The sequence below is a fragment of the Ruegeria halocynthiae genome (assembly GCF_000743705.1).
Classification (GTDB): Bacteria; Pseudomonadota; Alphaproteobacteria; order Rhodobacterales; family Rhodobacteraceae; genus Ruegeria; species Ruegeria halocynthiae_B.
On record NZ_JQEZ01000002.1, the window covers coordinates 196,395 to 212,065 of the forward strand.

The window sequence follows — 15,671 nt, forward strand, 5'->3', positions numbered from 1 at the left end:
TCTCGGGAAACCAGAGTGATGGAGACCCCGATGGACCTGAGCGCCCTGCACAGTTTTCGCGTAGCTGCCTGCGACCTGAACGGTCAGTTGCGTGGCAAGCGAGTGCCGCCCGCTTATGCCGACAAATTGGACAAAGGTGCGGTGCGAATGCCCCGGTCGGCATTGAATGTGGACCTGTGGGGCGCGGATATCGACGGCAGCCCCCTTGTGTTTGAATCTGGCGATGCCGATGGCATCCTGCTACCGACAGAGCGCGGACCGGTCCCGGTCCCCTGGCTGACAACGGATACCGCCCTTGTGCCGATGGCGATGTATGATGAATCCGGCACGGCGTTTCCCGGCGACCCACGGCACGCGCTGGCTGCGGTGCTGGATCGCTACGCCCAGCGTGGCTGGTCGGTCGTTGCCGCCACCGAGTTGGAATTCACTCTGCTGGACGCGTCAGGCAAGCAACCGCAGCCGCCTGTAAACCCAGTCACCGGGCGGCGGCTGGCAGCCGAGGCGGTTCTGTCCATCGCCGAGATTGACGCCTTCGATGCCTTTTTCACCGATCTTTATGACGGCTGCGCGGCGATGGGTCTTCCGGCCCAAACCGCCATTTCCGAAAGCGGCATTGGCCAGTTCGAGATCAACCTGAACCATCAGGACGCGATGCGCTGTGCCGATGATACATGGCTTTTCAAGGCATTGACGCGTGGCCTGGCCCAAAAGCACGGGTTCACGGCGACGTTCATGGCCAAACCCTATGTGGATGATCCGGGCAATGGGATGCATGTTCATTTCTCGGTCAAGGATCAACAGGGCCGGAATGTGTTCGATGATGGTGGCCCCGAAGGCACCGATCTTTTGCGTCAGGCCGTGGCGGGATGTCTGGCTGCCATGCCCGGCTGTACGCTGATTTTCGCGCCGCACGGGAATTCCTATACACGTCTGGTTCCGGGCGCGCACGCCCCGACCCGCGCAAGCTGGGCCTATGAAAACCGCACCGCCGCGCTGCGTATTCCCGGTGGCGCCGCGGCGGCCCGGCGCATCGAACATCGCGTTGCGGGCGGGGATATCAACCCCTATCTCATGCTGGCCGCAGTGCTGGGGGCCGCGCTGAACGGAATCGAAGATCAGGCAAACCCGCCTGCCCCGATCATCGGGAATGCGTATGAGATTGCCGGGTTGCCGCAACTGGCCAGTGGCTGGTCCGCGGCCATCACAGCGTTCGAGACCGACCCGCATGTGGCGCGCATCTTCCCGCCTGAACTGATCCGCTATTTTGCCCTGACCAAGCGGCAGGAAATCCGGCGCTTTGCGGATCGAGCGCCCGAGGAACACTGGCTGAGCTACGTCGAGGCGGTTTAAGCCCCCTTGCCCGCTTAGATTCGGTGCGTTAGAATAAATTTGATCAAATTTGGTGACCTATGAAAATCGGTATCTTGCTGACCGGCCACCCGCCGGAAGAACTAAACGACCAGTTCGACGAATACGACGTGATGTTTCGCACCCTGCTGGATGGCAACGGGTTTGAATACGAGACATTTGCCGTCGTCGACAATGACTTCCCCGACAACGAAGATCAGGCCGACGGCTGGATCATCACCGGCTCGCGTCACGGTGCGTATGAAGATCACGCCTGGATCCCACCTCTCGAAGATCTGATCCACGCGATTCAGGAAAGCGGCAAGCCGTTGATCGGCGTGTGTTTCGGCCATCAGATCATCGCGCAGGCGCTGGGTGGAAAGGTCGAAAAGTTCCAAGGCGGCTGGGCCGTTGGGCGCACCGACTATGATCTTGACGGGCAGACCGTAACACTGAACGCCTGGCATCAGGATCAGGTGGTGGCGCTGCCCGAGGGCGCGCAGGTGACGGGAACAAATGCGTTTTGCCGCAATGCCATGGTAGCTTATGGCGATAACATCTGGACGGTGCAGGCCCACCCTGAATATGGCGATAGCTTCATTCAGGGCCTGATGGACACGCGCGGCAAAGGCGTGGTGCCCGACACGCTGTTGGACGCCGCCGCCAATCGTCTGCCCTGCCCCGATGACAATCCGAAGATCGGGCGACATATGGCTGAGTTTCTGAAGAGAGAGAGGACCTGATGGCCGACTGGAAGGATCAGCTGCCACAGGCAGCACGCGACTATTTCGACGGCCAGCGGCTGGATGAGGTCGAATGCATCATCTCGGATTTGCCCGGCATCGCCCGAGGCAAGGCGGTGCCCGCGTCCAAATTCGCGCGGCAAGACTATTTCCACCTGCCCGACAGCATCTTTTACCAGACCATCACGGGTGATTGGGGCGAGGCTGCGGGCGAAGACGGGTTCATCGAACGGGACATGATCCTGAAACCCGACTTCTCGACCGCTTCGGCCGCGCCGTGGACCGGCGATTGGACGTTACAGGTGATCCACGACGCCTATGACCGGGACGGGGAACCAATCCCCTTCAGCCCGCGCAACGTGCTGAAACGCGTGGTGCAGATGTATCACGACAAAGGCTGGAACCCGGTTGTCGCGCCTGAGATGGAGTTCTTTCTGGTCGCCCGCAATGTCGATCCGGCACAGGCGATCAAGCCGATGATGGGCCGTTCGGGCCGTCCGGCGGCGGCGCGTCAGGCCTATTCGATGACGGCAGTGGACGAGTTTGGCCCGGTGATCGACGACATCTATGATTTCGCCGAACACCAGGGATTCGAGATTGACGGCATCACGCAGGAAGGTGGCGCTGGCCAGCTTGAGATCAACCTGCGCCACGGCGATCCGGTCAAGCTGGCGGATGAGGTGTTCTATTTCAAACGCCTGATCCGCGAGGCCGCATTGCGCCACGATTGTTTCGCCACCTTCATGGCCAAACCGATCGAGGACGAGCCCGGTTCAGCCATGCATATCCACCACTCGATCACAGAAATGGAAACGGGTCAGAACATCTTCTCTGGTCCGCAGGGTGGTGAGACGGACGCGTTTTACAACTTTATCGCCGGGCTGCAGAACCACCTGCCCGCCGGTCTGGCCGTCATGGCACCTTATGTGAATTCTTATCGCCGCTATGTGAAAGACCATGCCGCGCCGATCAATCTGGAATGGGCGCGCGACAACCGCACCACCGGCATCCGCGTGCCGCTGTCCGGACCTGAGGCGCGCCGGGTCGAAAACCGCATCGCTGGTATGGACTGCAACCCCTATTTGGGCATCGCGCTGTCGCTGGCCTGTGGTTATCTGGGCCTGACCCGGCAGGAACGCCCCCGCCGCCAGTTCTATGGCGACGCTTATGAGGGCGAAGGCGATATCCCGCAGGTCATGGGAAACGCGCTTGACCTGTTTGATGAGGCCACCGCCCTGCACGAGGTGCTGGGCCCCGAATTTGCCCGCGTCTATGGCATTGTGAAACGGGCGGAATACGAGGAATTCTTGCAAGTAATCTCTCCGTGGGAGCGTGAGCATCTGTTGATGAACGTCTGAGGCGTGTGATGAACCTGCTCTATTCCAATGATCGCAAGGCCGAGTATCCGGCCAGCTGGTATGCCGCCACGGCCCACCCGGCCACGCCGTCCCCGGCGCTAAGCGGTGACACCAAGGCGGATGTCTGCATCGTGGGCGGCGGTTACACCGGCCTGTCCGCCGCGCTGCATCTGGCAGAGGCCGGGTTCGACGTGGTGCTGCTTGAGGCGCATCGCGTGGGCTTTGGTGCCTCGGGTCGCAATGGCGGCCAGTTGGGCAGCGCGCAGCGGATGGATCAGGAAGACCTTGAGCGGCTGGTCGGTGACGATGACGCCGCCAAGCTGTGGGATCTGGCCGAGGACGCAAAGGATCTGGTCAAATCCCTGATCGCGAAACATCAGATTGAGTGTGATCTGAAACCCGGCGTGGCCGTTCTGGGCCTGAGTGCGGGCGAGCAATCCGAACTGCATGACCACGCCGCCCATTTGTCCGGGCGCTATGGCTATGACCAGATCGAACCGCTGGATGAGGCGGCTGGTCAAACGCTTTGCCCCTCACCCGCTTACAAAGGCGGCTACCTTGATATGGGCGCGGCGCATCTTCACCCGCTGAACTATGCGTTGGGCCTGGCGCGGGCAGCGGTCAAAGCCGGGGTACGCATCCACGAAAGCACCGAGGTTCAGAGCGTCGACCAGACTACGCCTGCCAGGGTGCGAACCGCCAACGGAACGGTCAGTGCAGATCATGTCATTCTGGCCTGCAACGGATACCTTGGCGATCTGAACCGCAAGGTCGCAGCGCGGGTCATGCCCATCAACAACTTCATCGCAGCAACCGAGCCGCTGGGCACCGATGTCGCCCGGGTTTTGACACAAGACGTCGCAGTAGCCGATACCAAATTCGTGGTGAACTATTTCCGCCTCAGCGCCGACGGGCGGCTGCTGTTTGGCGGCGGCGAAAGCTATGGCTATCGGTTCCCCTCGGATATTGCCGCCAAAGTTCGCAAGCCAATGATAGAGATTTTCCCGCATCTGCAGGATGCAAAGATCGACTATGCCTGGGGAGGTACGCTGGGCATTACCATGCGCCGGATGCCGTATCTAACGCGGGTCGCGCCCAACATCCTGTCGGCCTCGGGCTATTCCGGCCACGGGGTCGGCACGGCCACCCATGCCGGGCAATTGATGGCGCTGGCCATTCAGGGACAGGCCGAAGGGTTTGACACCATGGCCCGCGTGCCCGCTTTGCCCTTCCCTGGTGGCCCCTCTTTGCGCAGCCCGCTGCTGGTGCTGGCAATGACATGGTTTGCACTGCGGGATCGGCTGGGGATCTGACCCTTTAGATTTTACGACAGGTTGGTGAAATTTTGCCGCATGGCTGATTGAGGGCTTGGATTGCGCCGTTTTTAGCTTTAACTTTCCCAAAGGTAGAATTTGGGAAAATCAAATATGACGCTTCCTCCTAACGTACACAACGCCGAACCCATCCCCGCAGCCGCAAGAGAAGCCATTGACGCCCTGATGCAATCGGGAGACCTGTTCCGCTATACCGCGCCGCAGGATGCGCCGGTCGCTCTGCTCGAATCCGAATTCGCGGCTCTGTTGGGTTCGAAATTTGCGCTGGCCGTGTCGTCCTGCTCGGCCGCATTGTTCCTGTCGCTCAAGGCGCTGGGCCTGCCACGGGATGCGCGGGTTTTGATCCCCGGATTTACCTTTGCTGCTGTGCCTTCGTCCGTCGTACACGCGGATTGCATTCCGGTGCTGTGCGAAGTGGCAGATAACTATCGCATCGACATGGACGACTTTACCGCCAAGCTGGACAGCGTTCAGGCGGTGATCATCAGCCATATGCGCGGGCATACATCGGACATGGACGCGATCATGGCGCTGTGCGACGCACGCGGTATTCCGGTGGTCGAAGATGCAGCCCATTCGCTGGGCACCACCTGGCATGGGCGCAATATCGGCACCATCGGCAAGGTGGGCTGTTTCTCGTTCCAGTCCTACAAGATGATCAACGCGGGCGAAGGCGGTATCCTGATCACCGATGACGCCGATCTGGTGGCCCGCGCCGTCATCATGTCCGGCGCTTATGAACATAACTGGAAAAAGCACAAAACCCCGCATGGCGACAACTCGCCCGAGTTGGAGCAAGCCTTTGCCCGTTGGCAGAACCAGTTGCCGCTGTATAACCTGCGGATGAGCAACCTCAGCGCCGCCGTGATCCGGCCGCAAATCCCCGAACTGGCGCGGCGCGTGCGCGACGGGTTGGAAAACCACGACTATGTGGCCGAACGGCTGAACAATTCGCCCTATATCAACGTTCCCGCCCCATTGGCCCCTGAACGCCGCGCGCCGGATTCGATTCAGTTCAACCTCGTCGACCTTGACGAGGACGATATCCGCGCCTTTGCAGCGGCGGCTGACGCACGGGGCGTCAAGGTTCAGGTCTTTGGCCTGAGCGAGGACAACGCCCGCGCCTTCTGGAACTGGCAATTCCTGCCCGAACAGGTTGACCTGCCCCAGACCCGCGCGATGCTGATGAATGCCTGCGATGTGCGGCTGCCGGTACGGTTGACACGCGAAGAGTTGGATGTAATCGCCGATATCCTGCTGGCTTCGGTCGGAGAAGTGATCAGCCCGGTCCCCGCTTACGGCACCTGAGGTTCAGTTTCCTTCGATCTCAAACACATCGACGGAAAGGAACATGGCCGCAATCCCCTGTGGGGTTGCGGCGACGCGGGACAGGATACCGGCAACCCGCAAACCCGATGGCGTCTGAACCAGCAGCGGCGCGCCGGAATCCCCCATCATGACCGGGCAGATCGCAATCATTAACCCGTCGGCGGATCGACGCGACGGGCAATCTTTGGTTCGGCTCAGGATGTGCGGCCGCAGACCCGGGTACCCGGCAACTGTCGCGGCTTGGACTTCTGCATCGGTTTGCGAAGTTGAAATGAAGCCCACGGTTTCACCGATGGGTTCGATCAATTCAAGCACCGCCCAATCCAACGCCGTGCGATTGTCAAACCCGGCGGCGGTATTCTGTTCGCTATGCACCCGATAGTGTTTGACAACCGAATGCGCGACCGCCTCGCCGCGCTGATACCCGGCGACGAACCGAATGCTGGACGCCGGTATCCAGCGTTTGCGCGCCGCGTTGTACAGGCAATGTGCGGCGGTCAGAACCAGCCTTTCCGACACCAGAACACCGGTGCAATGCGACCGCTGTCCCCGGCTGGCGAAATTGACCCGCCCAATCGCGCGCCACGGGGTTTCCGTGGCGTCCAGAATCTCGCGCTTTCGGATATCCTCGCACCCGGCCTCCAACTTGCCACCCAACGTGCAGATCGGAGACCAGACTTCGGAAAAGTTGCCTTGCGCCAACACGGGTTGCGCCCAAAGCAACGCCACACTCAGAAACAGCCAGCGCATCGACCCGGATATCAGTTCAATTTGGACAGCTTTTGCTGCAATTCGGCGAGCTGCTTTTTGATATCGTCCAGATCTTCTTTGGATTCAGACTTGGGACCGTCTTCTGCGTCAGACCATCCACCGGACAGGCCGCCTGTCATCGCCTTCAGGAATGCCTGTTGCTGCGCCTGAAGTGCGTCAAAACCCGGCACTTGCGACATCGGGTTTATCGCGTTCATGTTTTCCATGATTTTGCTTTGGTTTTCGCGCAGCATATCGAACGAGCTTTGCAGGAACTGCGGCATCACGCCCCCACCCGGCAGCATATAGCTGCGCACCAGATCATTCAGCACGTTCACCGGCAGAACATTTTCACCCCGGCTTTCGTGCTCGGCAATGATTTGCAACAGATACTGCCGCGTCAGGTCATCACCTGTCTTCAGGTCGATAATCTGCACCTCGCGCCCCTCGCGGATAAATGCCGCGATATCCTCGAGCGTGACGTAGTCGCTGGTTTCAGTGTTATACAGCCGACGGCTGGCGTAGCGTTTGATTAACAGCGGTTTTTCTTGCTTTGACACCTGTAACCCTCCCCAAGGATGATGCGTTGCAGCAGAGATTATGCGAGCGCAGCACAAAAAGAAAGGGCAGGTCAAAAGACCTGCCCTGCGCGATTGCACCAAATGGGAGGAAAGGGTGCGCGTCGCGGCGTTCCCTTACTTGGCAGCTGTTGCTTTCTTGGCAGCAGCAGTCACGTCGTTGGTGGCTTTTTTGACAGCAGTGGTTGCGTCTTCTGCAGCGTCTTTGCCAGCGGCCATCAGCAGCTCAACGGTTTCGGACTGCAGTTTTTTCGCGATTTCAGCGAAAGCAGCCAGGTTTTCAGCAGCAACTTCAGCCGAAGCGCTTGCATAGTCGGTTGCCGCTTTGGCGTAATCAGCCGGGTCTGTCTTGGCTTTCGAAACTTCGGACAGTTTGGCCAGGGTGTCCTTGGTCCATTTGTTCGAGATCTCTGCCGATTTCTCAGCTGCTTCCAGCGCCGCGCCCGACAGTTTTTCGTTCAGGGTTGCTGTCGACTTGAAAACGCCTTCCAGCGCCGAAGTGTCGACAGGGTATGCGCCCATGATGTCTTTCAGAGTCGCGGTGAAGTCCTGAGTCTTTGCCATTGTTCAAATCCTTATTGCCGAACCGGGCCCACCCCGGTTTTCATCAGCTTGACGACAATATGGTTGCTGCACTGCAGCATTGCAAGATTTTTCTTGCTGCAGCGCAGAAATTTCGCAAGAATGGATAAAAATCAATCGGTTGATTTGGCCTTAACATAGGTTCCGGGTGCCGGGCACAGTCGGGGATGATCCGAATCGCCGGTATCACGCGCCGGAACCTGCTTGCCTGAACGCGGTTTGAGCCACGCCTCCCACAGGGGCCACCACGATCCCTGGTGAAACTCAGCTTCTTTCAACCAGGTCTCGGCATCTGCTTTCATGCCAGGGTTCGTATAATGCCCATACTTCTTTTTGCTGGGCGGATTCACGATCCCCGCGATGTGACCGGATTGCGAGACGACAAAGGACTTGGATCGCGAGCCCATCTGCTGCACCCCGCGATAACAATCCTTCCAGGCCGCGATGTGATCAGTTTCGCAGGTGATCGCCATCAGGGGGACGTCCACCTCGCGGATGTGAACCTTTTGCCCCAACAATTCGAAGCCATCTGTGACGAAATCATTGCTTTGACATAATCCACGCAAATATTGGACCGCCATACGGCCGGGCAGATTTGCCCCGTCTCCGTTCCAATACAGCAGATCAAAAGCCGGAGGGGTTTCGCCCAGCATATAGCTGCGGATCGCAGGTCCATATATCAGGTCGTTTGACCGCAGGAACGACATTGTGCGCCCAATGACCCAAGCCCTGAGGATACCGTCCTTCGAAATCTGATCTTCGATGCCGTCTACAAAATCGTTCTGCAGGAAAGGTGTAAATTCGCCCTGCTCGGAAAAATCCGTAAGCGTCGTGAAAAAAGTCGCGGATTTAACGGATTTGTCCCCGCGTTGTTTTAACAACGACAAGGTCAGGCTCAGCGTGGTGCCGGCGATGCAATAGCCCACCGCGTTGACCTGTTTGACCTTGCATATCGCCTTGACCTGTTCAATGGCGGTCAGAAAGCCCTCTTGTACATAATCGTCCAACCCGACATCCGCATGGGACGCGTCCGCATTTACCCAGCTGACGACAAACAGGGTATAGCCCTGCTCGGTCACCCATTTGATCAGGCTGTTCTGTGCCTTGAGATCCAGAATGTAGAATTTGTTGATCCAGGGCGGAAACAAAACGATCGGTGTTTCATGAACCGTCTCGGTCGCCGGTTTATACTGGATCAGCTCTATCAACCGATTTCTGTACACCACATCACCCGGCGTTGTCGCCAGATTGCCCCCGATCTGAAAGGCACTGTCGTCGGCCAGCTTGACGACCATCTCGCCGTCGTTGGCCTCAAGATCGGCCACCAGGTTTTCCAATCCCTTGATCAGGGACTGCCCTTCTGTCTCAACCGCTTTTTCCAACGCATCCGGGTTGGTCGCCAGGAAATTCGTCGGCGACATCATGTCGATAATTTGCTGCGAAAAGAACTTGAGACGCCGTTTGTCTGTCGCGTCTATGTCTTCGACAGACGCAACGGCCTGCGCAATCGCCTCGGCGTTGGTCTGATATTGCTGACGTATAAAGCGGAAGTAGGGGTTCGTTTCCCACAGGGGATTGGAAAAGCGTTTATCACCGGATCCGGTGTTGCTGTCCTGGGCATCGCCTGCAGCAAAGGTCTTTTGCGCTTCGGCGAAATTCAGGACCGATTTTCCCCAAAATTCGATTTGTTGCTCAAACAACTTAGCGGGGTTTTGCCACGCTTCGGCCATATACGCGGTTGCTGCTTTTGCGAAAAGCTCTTGATTCGGACCATCTAACGCTGGGGAATGCGCCTTTTTTCCGGCCATTACTTCGATCAGCCGTTTCGACAGTTCTTCGACCCTGGCCATATTTTCTTTAAGTTGTTCAAGGTGTTCCTCGGACAGCTCTGGTGTCTGGTCTTCACTTGTTGTCATTTTAACAATTCCCCCCTAACCTCGCTGCTATGCAGAATAACGTCGTGAACGCCGTGGGGCAAAGCGACGAATGGTCCGAACACTCAGGAGTCCCATTTTATGCGCTATATGATCACATACGATCTTATGGAAACCATGCGCAACACCAACCAATGGATGGGTGCGACTGCCAGTGCGATGGCCTCTTATCCCCTGTTCTCGATGGTGCCCAACCCCGCGCTCAGCATGATGGCCGCGTGGGGAGAAGTGACTGAGCGTACGTTTCAACGCATGGTCGTCAAACCGGACTGGGGCATTCGGACCTTTACCTGTGAGGATGGCAAAGACCACCTTGTAGACATCGTTCCCGTCATGGAGCGCCCCTTTGGCGACCTGATCCATATTCGCGTCAACGGCCGCGAAGAACAGCCCCGTAAGGTTCTGCTGGTGGCACCGATGTCCGGTCACTATGCGACATTGCTGCGTTCCACGGTCAAAAGCCTGCTGGTCAATTGCGAAGTTTACGTCACCGATTGGCATAATGCGCGCGATATTCCCGTGTCCGAAGGCAAATTCGATGTCGAAGACTATACCCTGTATCTTGTCGATTTCATGAAAGAACTTGGCCCGGACACACATGTTGTTGCTGTCTGCCAACCTGCCCCCCTGACGCTGGCCGCCACCGCCTATCTGGCTGAGGTCGAGCCGCAGGCGCAGCCCTCAACCCTGACGCTGATCGGTGGACCGGTCGACCCGGATGCCACGCCAACCGATGTCACCGATTTCGGCCGCCGCGTGACGATGGGCCAGTTGGAAGAAACCATGATCCAGCGGGTCGGTTTCAAGTACAAAGGTGTCGGACGGATGGTCTATCCCGGCCTTTTACAACTGGCGTCGTTCATGTCGATGAACGGCGATCGCCATTCGCAGGCGTTCACGGATCAGATTCAGCGGGTGATGCGGGGCGAGGCCTCGGATCAAGACGCGCACAACCGATTCTACGACGAATATCTGGCTGTCATGGACATGACCGCCGAATTCTATCTGTCCACGGTCGAGCGCGTCTTTAAAAACCGCGAGATCGCGCGCAACGAATTTGTTGTTGCGGGACACAAGGTCGATATCGGGAAAATCACCGACGTTGCCGTTAAAACGGTGGAAGGTGCCAATGACGACATCTCGGCCCCCGGTCAGTGTATCGCAGCCCTTGATCTGTGTACCGGCCTGCCGGATTCCAAAAAGGCCAGTCATGTTGAACCCGCCGCAGGCCACTATGGCATTTTCGCCGGGCGCAGCTGGCGCGACAATATCCGGCCTTTGGTCATCGACTTCATGAACGCCAACACACGCAAACCCCGCCGCAGCGCAGCCAACAAAAACAAGGTGGCCTGACACGGAAGAGGGAACGCGGGGCAAAAGACACCGCCTTCTCCTGCGATTGTGGAACCTTACACGGCCGCATAACTGCGGTCGGGGTGCAATCCGGCACGCACGTGGTATGTTTTGTCACGATTGTCGTGCGGCCCAGCTGTATTTCGGACAACCCGACCCGGCACCCGGCCCGGTTGACGTTCTGCAAACAAACCCGGAAGAGATCAAATTCGACAGTGGGGCAGAGCATCTTGCGCTTATGCGGCTTAGTCCCAAGGGGGCGCTGCGTTGGTATGCCAGCTGCTGCAACACGCCACTTGCAACCACGTCCCGCACACCAAAGTTTCCCTTTGCCGGGTTCATCGTCAATCGGATACCCGACCCCAGTGGCCTTGGCCCGATCACCACGCGCGGATTTGTTCCGCGGCCGAATGGCAAGCAATCGCATGAAAAGCTTGGACCGGCGATCATTGGATTGCTGACGCGGGTCGCCAAGTCGCGGTTGTCCGGCAGTTGGAAAGATACACCGTTCTTCAACCCCGATACCGGAAAGCCTGTGGCAGAACCGATCATCCCCAGCAAAGCTGAGCGGGCGGCGCTTTATCCGTAAGCCACCCGCGCCGGGGTATTCAGCCACGCCTCAAGCGCGTCATTCACGACCTGCGGTGTTTCAAGTGTTGGCAGATGCCCAGCCTCGTCAATGACTTGCAGGTCGGCGCCTGGTATCAAATCAGCCATAAAGGAATGTTTCCGTGCTGGCGTCAGTGTGTCATGTGCGCCACACAGAACCAACGTCGGCACGTTTATCCTCCGCAGTTCCGCTTGCTGTTCCGGGCGACGCTGCAAAGCCCGGATCTGGCGTTCGAAAACGTCAGGCCCAAGGTCCATCGCCATCTTGATCACCTCGTTCAAAATCGGAATACGCCTCGGCCCCGGGGCCAATGAGTCCGAGCCGATGATCCTGCGCATAACATCTTCCAGCCGCCCTGCCTTTGCGCCAACCAAATACTCTTCGCGGGTGGCTGCGATCTGAGGGGTATCGGCATGTGCATCCGTCGACAGCAACGCCAGCCGCGTCACACGACCGGGCGCGCGGCGGATGATTTCAAGCGCAACCACACCGCCCATGCTGTGCCCCGCCAAAGCAAATCGGTGCGGCAGCTGATCCAACATCCCCGAGGCGATTTCTTCGACCCGTTCAGCCGTTGAAACCGGTGCCACCGTCACCGCGCGTTGACGCGACAGGCGGACGATCTGCGGTTCAAAAAGCCGTGCATCACACATCAGTCCGGGTAGTAGAACCAGCGGCTCGATCACGCGGGGCCTCCTGTTATTCACCTTCTGCGGCGGTCTTGCTTACACTCAGGATGAGAGGTTTTTCGACACCGGGCAAGGGAAAGTTCAAGGATAGTTGATACCGCGAAAGGCGGGAAAATCCGCGTATCTTTCACGCCGCGTTTGCAGGTCTTCTTCCGGTTCGCCCCCCGGGCGTATAAGACAACCGCGTGGGGCGATATAGCTATCGATCCGACGCTGAGGATCAGGCCGCCACACAAGGTTGAAGGCACAGAGTTTGGGAAAGAACCAAACTTCAGAATACGGCAGGTGATCGTGTATCCACCAGGCCAGATCGCGCCAATCCCGGCCTGCCTCGTAACGATCCGCAAACCATGGGATGACAATTGACGCCCCGGAAACCCGGTTGCCCCCCTTACCCCAATCCCAGATATGGCATTCCAGCGGATTGTCATTGCGGGCGCAATTCAGGCGGTTCTCATTCCCGAACTTATTGAGCGAGGCTGAGCGATACCCCGACCGCACCGCAACACGGCCGAAGGTCTCTTCCAACGGGTCCAGCAATGTCTGGCAAAAGGCGCGTCCGGTTTCGATGGCAAGGTCAGGATCGTCGGGAATATTCTGCTTTTCGTGAAAATTCCCAATCTCGGAATACAGGAAATCACGCATGAAAAAATGTCGCGACAGGCGCACGCGGCCCAGCGTCTCAAGGCTCCACATGCTGCCGGGCTTGCGCATTTTCAGTATCCGTTCCAGCGAAACGACCCATCCGGTCCAAGGGGCGAAAACGGGTTGAACGCGATTTCCCAAATGGTGCCATCCGGGGCCTGAAAATAACCGTGGTGCCCGCCCCAGAACACATCCGACGCGGGTTTCAGAATTGTCGCACCGGCGGCTTTGGCCCTGTGCAGAATGTCGGCGACGTCATCCTTGGATCGGCAGTTGTGGCTCAGCGTCATGGCACCCCGACCCAGCGTCGCAATATCCATCCCGATTTCACCCGCCAGAGCCGCCAGCGGATACAGGCCCAGTGTCTGGCCAATCAGATCAAAGGCGATGACCCCGTCTGGGCTGTTGACACGCTGCCAACCCATAGCCTCATAGAAAGTCGCAGCTGCCTCAAGGTCGTCCACCCCAAGGGTTATCAGGCTAACACGTTGCTCCATCACTGAATCCCCAAGTCCTTCAACCAGCTCAAAATATCAGATACCGCCGCCTCGGTCTGCCCGGGCGACATCAGTCGGCCAGCAACAACATGCGCGGCGGGATCGTCACCCGGACCCATTGTCACCAATTCAACCCGCGCCGGGCCACCCCAGACATTCGCAACCTTATGGGTGCGATCCGGGCGCACCACCTGATCGTCGCCCGAGAACCAGAACAAGGCAGGGATCTGCGCCGCAGAGAAATCAAGCGCATAGACGGCGTCGACCAACGCCGACATCGGCACGACAGCTTCCCATGGGTAGATCACGGACCAATATTTGTTCTTTTCCGGGTCCGGGTCGGACACATCGCGGTTTTCACCCATCAAGATCGGCAGCCAAATTCTCGCCCAGGGAAGGCTGGGTATCCACGCGCCGGACGTGTTCACGCCGAAATTGGGTGAGATGAAAACCATGCCCGCTACGTTTCGGCTTAACTCGTCGTCCAATGCCGCAGCCGCTGCCAGCGTTGCCCCCGTCGACGTCGCGATCACCACGACCTGATCCCCAACCGCGCGCGCAGCTGCCAACCCTTCGGCCGCATCCTGCATCCAGCCAGAGGCGGTGCCTTCGGCCATTGCCTGCCCGGTCCGGCCATGGCCCTGCAAGCGAGCATAAACCAAATTCGCCCCAAGCGCATCGGCCACCAAATCCGGCACCGGGCGGATCTCCTCGGACGTGGCGGAAAACCCATGCAGATACAGAACAGAAACCGGCGTCCGCTGTTCCTTGAACCCGTCTTGCCAGATCACGCGCTTTTCAACACCGGGGGTGATATCGTCAAAGGCGGATTCGACGCTTTCAAAATACACCTGAATCCCTTCGCCGAATTTACGCGGTTCGAAACGGGGATGCAGGTCCACCTGTTCCCGTGGCCCAAGCCAATAGATCAATCCACCGACCAGCCACAGCACCAGAAAAAAGCGCCCCAAAAACCATCCAAACCGCCGGATCATTGTGCGCCCGATACGTCAACAACGGCCGTTTCGATCACCCCAAGGCAAGGCCCATCGGAAAAGCGATGATCGGCATCCTTGACCAACAGCAGGCGCACGTCTGGCCCTGTTGCGTGCCCAAGCAGAACAACCGCCGTTTCGGTCGACACTGCGGTATCCTCGGTCCCTTGCAGGAACCGAACCGGAAATGGCAGGTGTAAGGCATCCCGCAGCACAAGGTGCTGGCGGCCGTCTTCGATCATGCGTTTGGTGATGACGTAAGGCTCCATGTAATCCGAAGGCAGTTCGACATGCCCGACTGTGTCCAGCGCTTGTTTCTGCGCTTCCGTGAACGACGCCCAATATCCATCTTCAGTAAAATCCGGCGCAGCCGCGATGGTGACCATCCCGGCGATCCGTTCGGGCATTGCCTTGGCCAGCAACAGCGCCTGCCATCCCCCCATGGACGAACCTACAATGATCAACGACCCTTCGGTCAACGCGGAAACTGCGGCCACCGTGTCCTGATGCCAATCGCCGATGCACCCCTCCTCGAACGTGCCCGAACTTTCGCCATGCCCGGAATAGTCGAACCGCAAAAACGCCTGCCCCCGGGCCTGCGCCCAGGCTTCAAGATGCACCGCCTTGGTGCCCTCCATATCCGATTTCAGCCCGCCCAGAAAAACGATGATCGGACCCGTACCCTCGCTCTTGTGAAAAGCCAATCGCCGCCCTTGCGCGGTCTCCAGAAATTCTGTCGCTGCCATGAAACCCTCTCTGCTTCCAGGGCATCATGCACGCCCCACCCCCAAGTGCAATTCCCCGGTCCGCCTTCATCTGGCTAAAAATATCCCGGGGAGCGCGAGGGGCTGGCCCCTCGCCCGCGCAACACTTGACACAGGTGCCCCGGCCTGCCAAATGGCCTGAACACAAATAACCCGCAACCGG

General features: G+C 58.6%; 16 protein-coding genes. 7 read left to right on the plus strand and 9 right to left on the minus strand.

The window, feature by feature from the left end:
- Window positions 1-30: 30 nt before the first annotated feature.
- From JT51_RS07265 to JT51_RS07285, 5 genes are all read left to right on the plus strand, one after another.
- On the plus strand, window positions 31-1,350 hold the full coding sequence (locus JT51_RS07265) for a glutamine synthetase family protein (protein WP_037311880.1): 1,320 nt from the start codon (window positions 31-33) through the stop codon (window positions 1,348-1,350).
- A gap of 59 nt (window positions 1,351-1,409) precedes the next feature.
- Window positions 1,410-2,090 (plus strand): type 1 glutamine amidotransferase, encoded by a 681-nt coding sequence (locus JT51_RS07270; RefSeq protein ID WP_037310115.1) that lies wholly within the window; start codon window positions 1,410-1,412, stop codon window positions 2,088-2,090.
- Window positions 2,090-3,448 carry a glutamine synthetase family protein gene (locus JT51_RS07275; RefSeq protein WP_037310120.1) on the plus strand — a complete coding sequence of 453 codons (1,359 nt, stop codon included), beginning with the start codon at window positions 2,090-2,092 and terminating at the stop codon, window positions 3,446-3,448. Before JT51_RS07270 ends, JT51_RS07275 begins: the two co-directional genes overlap by 1 nt.
- Window positions 3,449-3,456: 8 nt before the next feature.
- The gene (locus JT51_RS07280; RefSeq protein ID WP_037310123.1) at window positions 3,457-4,761 is read left to right on the plus strand and encodes an NAD(P)/FAD-dependent oxidoreductase; all 1,305 of its coding nucleotides are present in this window, start codon (window positions 3,457-3,459) and stop codon (window positions 4,759-4,761) included.
- Window positions 4,762-4,875: 114 nt separating this feature from the next.
- A complete protein-coding gene (locus tag JT51_RS07285; protein WP_037310126.1) occupies window positions 4,876-6,090 on the plus strand; it encodes a DegT/DnrJ/EryC1/StrS family aminotransferase in 1,215 nt (404 codons plus the stop codon).
- Window positions 6,091-6,093: 3 nt separating this feature from the next.
- On the opposite strand, the gene JT51_RS07290 is transcribed toward JT51_RS07285, so the two are convergent.
- From JT51_RS07290 to JT51_RS07305, 4 genes are all read right to left on the minus strand, one after another.
- Window positions 6,094-6,861, minus strand: coding sequence for a trypsin-like serine peptidase (locus JT51_RS07290; RefSeq protein ID WP_037310130.1), 768 nt, complete (start codon window positions 6,859-6,861; stop codon window positions 6,094-6,096).
- Between the two features lie 11 nt (window positions 6,862-6,872).
- On the minus strand, window positions 6,873-7,421 hold the full coding sequence (gene phaR / locus JT51_RS07295) for a polyhydroxyalkanoate synthesis repressor PhaR (protein ID WP_037310133.1): 549 nt from the start codon (window positions 7,419-7,421) through the stop codon (window positions 6,873-6,875).
- A gap of 135 nt (window positions 7,422-7,556) precedes the next feature.
- Window positions 7,557-8,003, minus strand: coding sequence for a phasin family protein (locus JT51_RS07300; protein ID WP_037310136.1), 447 nt, complete (start codon window positions 8,001-8,003; stop codon window positions 7,557-7,559).
- 131 nt (window positions 8,004-8,134) lie between these two features.
- Window positions 8,135-9,937, minus strand: coding sequence for a PHA/PHB synthase family protein (locus JT51_RS07305; RefSeq protein ID WP_037310138.1), 1,803 nt, complete (start codon window positions 9,935-9,937; stop codon window positions 8,135-8,137).
- Window positions 9,938-10,036: 99 nt separating this feature from the next.
- Here JT51_RS07305 and phaZ point away from each other — a divergent pair, with 99 nt between their 5' ends.
- The gene (phaZ, locus tag JT51_RS07310; RefSeq protein WP_037310141.1) at window positions 10,037-11,308 is read left to right on the plus strand and encodes a polyhydroxyalkanoate depolymerase; all 1,272 of its coding nucleotides are present in this window, start codon (window positions 10,037-10,039) and stop codon (window positions 11,306-11,308) included.
- Window positions 11,309-11,414: 106 nt separating this feature from the next.
- Entirely contained in the window at window positions 11,415-11,897 is a 483-nt protein-coding gene (locus tag JT51_RS07315; RefSeq protein WP_235216134.1) for a DUF6151 family protein, read from the plus strand.
- On the opposite strand, the gene JT51_RS07320 is transcribed toward JT51_RS07315, so the two are convergent.
- From JT51_RS07320 to JT51_RS07340, 5 genes are all read right to left on the minus strand, one after another.
- A complete protein-coding gene (locus JT51_RS07320) occupies window positions 11,888-12,604 on the minus strand; it encodes an alpha/beta fold hydrolase (RefSeq protein ID WP_037310144.1) in 717 nt (238 codons plus the stop codon). The genes JT51_RS07315 and JT51_RS07320 overlap by 10 nt on opposite strands.
- An 84-nt stretch (window positions 12,605-12,688) precedes the next feature.
- Window positions 12,689-13,303: a hypothetical protein gene (locus JT51_RS07325; RefSeq protein WP_037311883.1), complete on the minus strand. Its 615-nt coding sequence runs from the start codon at window positions 13,301-13,303 to the stop codon at window positions 12,689-12,691.
- 20 nt (window positions 13,304-13,323) lie between these two features.
- Entirely contained in the window at window positions 13,324-13,749 is a 426-nt protein-coding gene (locus JT51_RS07330) for a VOC family protein (protein ID WP_037310147.1), read from the minus strand.
- A complete protein-coding gene (locus tag JT51_RS07335) occupies window positions 13,749-14,744 on the minus strand; it encodes an alpha/beta hydrolase (protein ID WP_235216135.1) in 996 nt (331 codons plus the stop codon). Before JT51_RS07335 ends, JT51_RS07330 begins: the two co-directional genes overlap by 1 nt.
- Window positions 14,741-15,490: an alpha/beta hydrolase gene (locus JT51_RS07340; RefSeq protein WP_037310153.1), complete on the minus strand. Its 750-nt coding sequence runs from the start codon at window positions 15,488-15,490 to the stop codon at window positions 14,741-14,743. Before JT51_RS07340 ends, JT51_RS07335 begins: the two co-directional genes overlap by 4 nt.
- Between the last annotated feature and the right edge of the window lie 181 nt (window positions 15,491-15,671).

What these genes read in the sequence shown, in the direction of transcription:
- JT51_RS07265 (WP_037311880.1), top strand. Translation starts at nt 31, where the DNA reads ATGGACCTGAGCGCCCTGCACAGTTTTCGCGTAGCTGCCTGCGACCTG.
- JT51_RS07270 (WP_037310115.1), top strand. Translation starts at nt 1,410, where the DNA reads ATGAAAATCGGTATCTTGCTGACCGGCCACCCGCCGGAAGAACTAAAC.
- JT51_RS07275 (WP_037310120.1), top strand. Translation starts at nt 2,090, where the DNA reads ATGGCCGACTGGAAGGATCAGCTGCCACAGGCAGCACGCGACTATTTC.
- JT51_RS07280 (WP_037310123.1), top strand. Translation starts at nt 3,457, where the DNA reads ATGAACCTGCTCTATTCCAATGATCGCAAGGCCGAGTATCCGGCCAGC.
- JT51_RS07285 (WP_037310126.1), top strand. Translation starts at nt 4,876, where the DNA reads ATGACGCTTCCTCCTAACGTACACAACGCCGAACCCATCCCCGCAGCC.
- JT51_RS07290 (WP_037310130.1), bottom strand. Translation starts at nt 6,861, where the DNA reads ATGCGCTGGCTGTTTCTGAGTGTGGCGTTGCTTTGGGCGCAACCCGTG.
- JT51_RS07300 (WP_037310136.1), bottom strand. Translation starts at nt 8,003, where the DNA reads ATGGCAAAGACTCAGGACTTCACCGCGACTCTGAAAGACATCATGGGC.
- JT51_RS07305 (WP_037310138.1), bottom strand. Translation starts at nt 9,937, where the DNA reads ATGACAACAAGTGAAGACCAGACACCAGAGCTGTCCGAGGAACACCTT.
- phaZ (WP_037310141.1), top strand. Translation starts at nt 10,037, where the DNA reads ATGCGCTATATGATCACATACGATCTTATGGAAACCATGCGCAACACC.
- JT51_RS07315 (WP_235216134.1), top strand. Translation starts at nt 11,415, where the DNA reads ATGTTTTGTCACGATTGTCGTGCGGCCCAGCTGTATTTCGGACAACCC.
- JT51_RS07325 (WP_037311883.1), bottom strand. Translation starts at nt 13,303, where the DNA reads ATGTGGAGCCTTGAGACGCTGGGCCGCGTGCGCCTGTCGCGACATTTT.
- JT51_RS07330 (WP_037310147.1), bottom strand. Translation starts at nt 13,749, where the DNA reads ATGGAGCAACGTGTTAGCCTGATAACCCTTGGGGTGGACGACCTTGAG.
- JT51_RS07335 (WP_235216135.1), bottom strand. Translation starts at nt 14,744, where the DNA reads ATGATCCGGCGGTTTGGATGGTTTTTGGGGCGCTTTTTTCTGGTGCTG.
- JT51_RS07340 (WP_037310153.1), bottom strand. Translation starts at nt 15,490, where the DNA reads ATGGCAGCGACAGAATTTCTGGAGACCGCGCAAGGGCGGCGATTGGCT.